We start from the raw sequence: 6,018 nt of genomic DNA on the forward strand, positions 1-6,018 counted from the left end.
GTGAAACCACCGGCTGTAGTACTAGGAAGGAGAGCAATGCTTAGTATGCAGGCGGGCTGGCCCGAAGACCAGCACGGGCCACCCTCATGGCTGGTAGCAGCAGTAGCAATCGCCAGTTATGCGGGCGGCTACATGGCGGCGACCAGCGGTGCATCGAACCACATCACCTGCGTTGTCAACATTTCCTTGACTGGAGTCCGGATGTTGACAACCTGGCACCTCCGATAAGCTCCCCGGAACAGGTCTCTCCGGCGGGTGCTGGCATCTACACCACGCCCAGCCGAGTGCCAGCCATCGGGTAGCCACGCTCGGGAGACCCCGCGTGGCTACCTCGATGGCCAATGATCGGTTTCAGTGGAATGTTCCGCACTCCTGCCCATGCAGGGTGCTTTAAGCTGCCGAGGTTGGGGGTGACATCAACTCCAGGCTCTAGGGAGCCGTCCCACGGCAGCCGTGACGAAGGGCGTCAAAGACGGGTGGCCGCCACGGCAGGTAGTCCGATCGGGTTCCCAAAGAGGCGGACTCGCGTAGGCTGCCCCAATAGACGGAGGGGACACTGCTCCAGCGGCATGGACTTGTCCACAGTCCGATAATCCTCACCAGTCCGGCACCGTGGTCAGCACCCGCCTGCCCTGGACACCATGCCCCGCCTCGGAGTCACCCGCCCGGGGTGGCGCCCGGGCAGTCAGCGAAGCCTTCATGCGTGAGCGATGCGTGAGCGGACGTACCGGCACACGCCATCCCGGGCCGGACCGCGCAGCGTGCCGCGTGGCGCTGACCAGCAAAAGCAGCACCACGCGGCACCGGCCGACACCGCCCCGCACGAACCCCGCTGCTCTCCTAAAGCGGGTGTCGCAGGTTCGAATCCTGCCTGGGGCACAGGACAGATGGGAAACGGCGTGCCGTCCGCACGCCCCGCCCGCATCACCTCTTCGGCGGTGCGGGCGGTCGCATGGATCGTGTCGGCCGCGAGGACCACCCGGCAGCGAGCGCTGTGGCTGCGCTTGTCGTAGCGGACCTGGAGCCGGAAGGCTTCGAACATCCGGCGCCGTACCGCATCCGGCAGCCCCGCGATCTCGCACCTCCCCACCGGAAGGGCGTCCAGCAGAGCGGGGTCCCGCCGGACGGGCGCCTTCTTCCGGTGAGCGGCGAACTCCGCTTCCTTGGTCTGAAGCTGGTCATTGAGTTCTGCGACGCGGGTCTGCACGCCCTGGACGAACCCGCGGTCGAGATCGTCGGCGAGTTCGAGGGCGTGGATCTGGCGCTCCCGCCGCTTCCGGAGGTCTTCAAGTGCGTCGCTGAGGGTCTTCTCCCGTTCCGCGTGACGGTGGCTTTCACGGTCATCCGCCTCCGGAAGCGCGGCGGCCAGCAGCTCCCGCCGGTCGGGGCCGAAGACGCGTTCCGCGAAGAAGGTGGCGGCCGTCCGCGCCGTCGCCGAGTCCCTGCTGACGACCGTGGCCCCGACCACCTACCGGGCCCTGCCCGGATGGCTGGCCACCCTGCCGCTGGGCCTGGACACCCTGAAGATCCGCCGCACCTTCGACACCGCGGCCCTCGCCGCCTGCTTCCCCTTCACCAGCCCCGACCTGCCCCCGCCCACCGCAGCCGACGGCACCCCCACGGGTGTGCTGTACGGGCTGAACGCCGTCTCCGGCGCCCCGGTGCTGTGGGACCGCTTCACCCAGCACAACTACAACTCCGTCACCCTGGCCTGCTCCGGCGCGGGCAAGTCGTACCTGGCCAAGCTGGAACTGCTGCGGCTGCTGTTCACCGGCGCCACCGCGACCGTGATCGACCCGGAGGACGAGTACGTACGCCTCGCCGAGACCGTCGGCGGACACGTCGTACGCCTCGGCGCCCCCGGCGTACGCATCAACCCCTTCGACCTTCCCCCAGGCGGCCGCGGCGGCGAGGACCGGCTCACCCGCCAGGTGCTGTTCCTCCACACCTTCCTGACCTCCCTGTTCGGCACCACTCCCACCCCCGCGGAGAAGGCGGCGCTGGACCGCGCCGTCCTGGCCGCCTACCACGAGGCCGGGATCACCGCGGACGAACGCACCTGGACCCGCACCCCGCCCGTCCTCGCCGACCTCGCCCGCACGCTCACCGCCGACGGCAGCCCGCCCGCCGCGGTGCTCGCCGACCGGCTCGCGCCGTACGTCACCGGCTCGCACGCCGAGCTGTTCAACGGGCCCACCACCACTCCCCTCGTCGGCCACCTGGTGGTCTTCGCGCTGCGCGAGCTGCCCGAGGAGGTCAAGGCCCCGGCGATGCTGCTCGCGCTGGACACCGTGTGGCGGCAGGTCACCTCGCGCGAGCCCGCCGAACGGCACCTGGTCGTCGTGGACGAGGCGTGGCTGCTGATGCGGGAAGGCGTCGGAGCCCGCTTCCTGTTCCGCATGGCCAAGGCCGCCCGCAAGCGCTGGACCGGGCTCGCGGTCATCACCCAGGACGCCGACGACCTGCTGTCCACCCCGCTGGGCCGCGCCGTGGTGGCCAACGCCGCGACCCGCATCCTGCTGCGCCAGTCCCCGCAGACCGTGGACCAGATCACCGAGGCCCTCCACCTGTGCCACGGCGAACGCGAGTTCCTGCTGACCGCCGCCCGCGGCGAGGCCCTGCTGCTCGCCGGAGAGCGCCACAAGGTCGCACTGGTGTCCGTCGCCGCGCCCGGCGAGCACGAGGTGATCACCACCGACCCGGGCGAACTCGCCGCCCAGTCGATCAACCTCGCCGACCCCGACTCCGGCCTCCCCGGCGAGTTCCGGTCGCCCACCCTCCCGGCATCGTCACACCACCGTGACCTGTCCACTGACGAGATCACCGCGACTTTACAATCGCCCTGTGGGTTCACCCTAGACGAACTTCCTCCAGACGGCCACGGATTGCCGCGGATCCTGCGCGCGGGCACTCATAGGTATTCCCTGTCCCGGAGTCGCCGCATATTGTTCAGCCCGGCCGGACGGTCGGCCAGGAGCGGTAATAGTCGCTTTGCAGAGGACCGTCGGTGAAATCGGAGACGGAGAGGTGACCGGTGACCTTGTGTGTATTGTTCAGCGAGGGTGCCATCTCGCCCCGCGAGCTGCTCATCGCGCTTGAAAATTATGATCCCATCGTCTTTGCCGTCGGCAATGACACATATGCGCGTTCTTACCTGCCGCTGATCGCGACGGCAGGCACCGTGGTGGAGTTGACCGGCGATGCGACGGTCGACGCGACGCGGTTGAAAGCCGCCGGAGTCACCGGCATCGTCACGTACAGCGAGGGTGGCATTCCCGTCTGCGCCCCACTCACCGAGCGACTCGGCCTTCCCGGACATGAGGTGGCCACTGCCACGGCGCTCACTGACAAACATACCCAGCGCGCCCTGCTGTCGGCCGCAGGAGCGGGCGGCGTGGACAGTCGGCTGATCACGTGCAGCGAGGACTGGGACGCGGCAGTCCACGAGATCGGGCTGCCCTTGGTGGTCAAACCCCGGTGCGGCGAGCGGAGCAGGAACGCGCGGCCCGTCCGCGACGCGGAGGAGGGACGCGCACTCGTCGCGCGACTGCTGGACCGGGCAGCCGCCAGCCATGAGAAGGATCTGGTCGCCGAGCAGTACCTGGTCGGGCTGCCCACGCATCCGTACGGGGACTACGTGTCCGTCGAGTCGGTCTCTTCCGAGGGCATCATCCGGCACATCGGCGTGACCGGCAAGTTCCCCCTGTCGCCGCCGTTCCGCGAGATGGGCCACTTCTGTCCCGCGCCGTTCGCCCAGGATCTACTCGACCAGGTCGAGGAGTTGGTCGGAACCGCGCTGGGCGCTCTCGGGGTCCGGCACGGCATCACTCACACAGAGGTGAAGTTGACCGCACAAGGACCTCGGATCATAGAGGTGAACGGCCGGCTCGGAGGATTCATGGCCGCCCTTTACCGACGTTCCCAGGGCCTTGATCTCATACAGGTCGCCGCCGATCTGGCACTGGGGCGGCCGGGAATTCCGGAAGGCAAGCCGGACGGCCTGACCCACTTTCAATACACCATGCGGGCCCCCCTGGAAGCACGTCGCCTTGTTTCCGTATCCGGCCGTGACGTTCTTCTGGGGCACCCGTTGATCGACGCTTATCAGCTGTACGTGATACCCGGTGCTCCGCTGGACCCGGACATGACCTATCTGGACTGCGTCTCGGGCTCGGCCGGCTCACCCGAGGAGATGATGCACCACATCGACGAGTGCCTCGCCCTGCTGACCTACGAGTTCGAGATGCCCGACGGGCCCCTGCGTATCGACGGGGCCGCCCTCCGCGCCGCCACTTCACCTGCGAGAGAAGCACATGAATCGTGATCACCGTGCCGTTCGGCACCGGGTTATCAGGTCCGTGGTGGAAATTCCCTGCGTGTAGGCGACCAGCCGCAGCTTACCGACGGCGGATACCTCGCCAAAGATTTCCTCGGCGATCTCGGGCCTCATGTCGTCGCCGTGTACCACCAACGCTATGTCGTGTCGGTCCAGGAAATCCTTAGTGACCCGATATGGTGCGTTCGGCAGCACCTCATCGACATAACGGCACGCTTCGATCACCGCGATACGCTCGTCGAGACTCATGATGGGACGACGCTTGTACGAGGCCACTACCTCGTCGGAGAGCACACCAACCATGAGGTAGTCACCAAATTCACGAGCCTCTTTGAGAAGCGACACATGCCCCGAGTGAAAGAGGTCTCCCACCATGTCCACGTAGACACGTTTCTGGTTGCTCATACCGGCGGGGTCTGTCATGGTCGATGCCACCTCGCAAGCTCGACGGAACTCAGCCATCGCCGTCAGTATTGTCCGTAGACTCACTCAAGACGAGGACGAAACTTGAACATCGCGGATTCACGCGCAGACGACGTAACAGCCACCTCCGCAGTCAGTTCCCACAACGAGTGGGACCCTCTCGAGGAAGTAATCGTGGGCACCATCGAAGGGGTGACGATTCCACCCCTGACGCACGAGATGAAGGTCATGGTGCGCCGTGACTACTGGGACTTCTATCGGGAGCACGCCGGAGAGCCTTACCCCGAGCATCTGGTGCAAGGCGCTTCGAAGGCCCTTGACAACCTCCAGAAGGTCCTGGAGAACGAAGGAGTCAAGGTCACCCGGCCCGAGCCCGTCGATTACGCCACCAAGAAGTTCCGCACGCCGTACTTCGAGTCGACCGGCTTCTTCAACGCCGATGTCCGCGACGTGCTCCTGGTCGTGGGGGACGAGATCATCGAGGCGCCGATGGCACTGCCTCCGCGCTACTTCGAGCACCTCAAGTACCACTCGCTGATCCAGCAGTACTTCGAGCGCGGGGCCCGGTGGACTGCGGCCCCGAAGTGCTCGATGGGCCAGCACATGTACGACTACGACTACCCGGACGAACACCTCGCGTTCTTCCGCGGCGACCCCAACATCCCGGACGACGTGGGCCCGCTGGTCGGCCAGTACATGACCAAGGAGGCGGAACCCTGTTTCGACGCCGCGGACTTCGTGCGCTTCGGCCGCGACATCATCGTGCAGCGCAGCCAGGTCACCAACGAACTCGGCATCAGGTGGCTGGAGCGGCACCTCGGCGGCGAGTACCGGATCCACCGGGCACGCTTCCGCTCCTCGGGTCCGGTCCACATCGACACGACCTGGGTGCCGCTCGGTGAAGGCCGGGTGCTCACCTGCCCGGCGCGGCCGTGCCTGTCGCCCGAACTCCTCGACATGTTCAAGCGCGCCGGCTGGGAGATCATCGAGGCTCCGGAGGGGGTGGCTCCCGCGGAGTTCCAGCTCTCCAGTCGGTGGCTGTCGATGAACCTCCTGGTCCTCGACGAGGAACGGGTCGTCGTCGACAAGCACGAGGAACCGACCATCAAGATGCTCAAGAACCTCGGCATGAAGCCGGTTCTCGTGGACTTCAAAGATCACTACGTCTTCGGCGGCGGTCTGCACTGCGCCACCCTTGACGTCCGTCGGCGCGGTGTCCTCAAGAGCTACTTCGACTAGATGATCAATTCCAAGGGGTC

Annotated in this window: 4 protein-coding genes and 1 tRNA gene; 4 read left to right on the forward strand and 1 reads right to left on the reverse strand. The window is 66.5% G+C overall.

The window, feature by feature from the left end; genetic code table 11:
- The first annotated feature begins 790 nt into the window (after positions 1–790).
- From RKE29_RS27255 to RKE29_RS27265, 3 genes are all read left to right on the forward strand, one after another.
- Positions 791–879: transfer RNA gene (locus RKE29_RS27255), tRNA-Arg, on the forward strand.
- 533 nt (positions 880–1,412) lie between these two features.
- Positions 1,413–3,011 (forward strand): ATP-binding protein, encoded by a 1,599-nt coding sequence (locus RKE29_RS27260; RefSeq protein ID WP_312008331.1) that lies wholly within the window; start codon positions 1,413–1,415, stop codon positions 3,009–3,011.
- A gap of 23 nt (positions 3,012–3,034) precedes the next feature.
- Positions 3,035–4,324 (forward strand): ATP-grasp domain-containing protein, encoded by a 1,290-nt coding sequence (locus tag RKE29_RS27265; protein WP_312008332.1) that lies wholly within the window; start codon positions 3,035–3,037, stop codon positions 4,322–4,324.
- Here the strand turns inward: RKE29_RS27265 and RKE29_RS27270 are convergent, their stop codons facing one another.
- A complete protein-coding gene (locus RKE29_RS27270; protein ID WP_312008333.1) occupies positions 4,325–4,759 on the reverse strand; it encodes an adenylyltransferase/cytidyltransferase family protein in 435 nt (144 codons plus the stop codon).
- Positions 4,760–4,933: 174 nt separating this feature from the next.
- On the opposite strand from RKE29_RS27270, the gene RKE29_RS27275 reads away from it, so the two are divergent.
- Positions 4,934–5,998, forward strand: a complete 1,065-nt coding sequence (locus RKE29_RS27275; RefSeq protein ID WP_312008334.1) for an amidinotransferase — start codon at positions 4,934–4,936, stop codon at positions 5,996–5,998.
- The last annotated feature ends 20 nt before the right edge of the window (positions 5,999–6,018 follow it).

Source organism: Streptomyces sp. B1866 (assembly GCF_031932565.1).
In the GTDB taxonomy this organism is placed as follows: domain Bacteria; phylum Actinomycetota; class Actinomycetes; order Streptomycetales; family Streptomycetaceae; genus Streptomyces.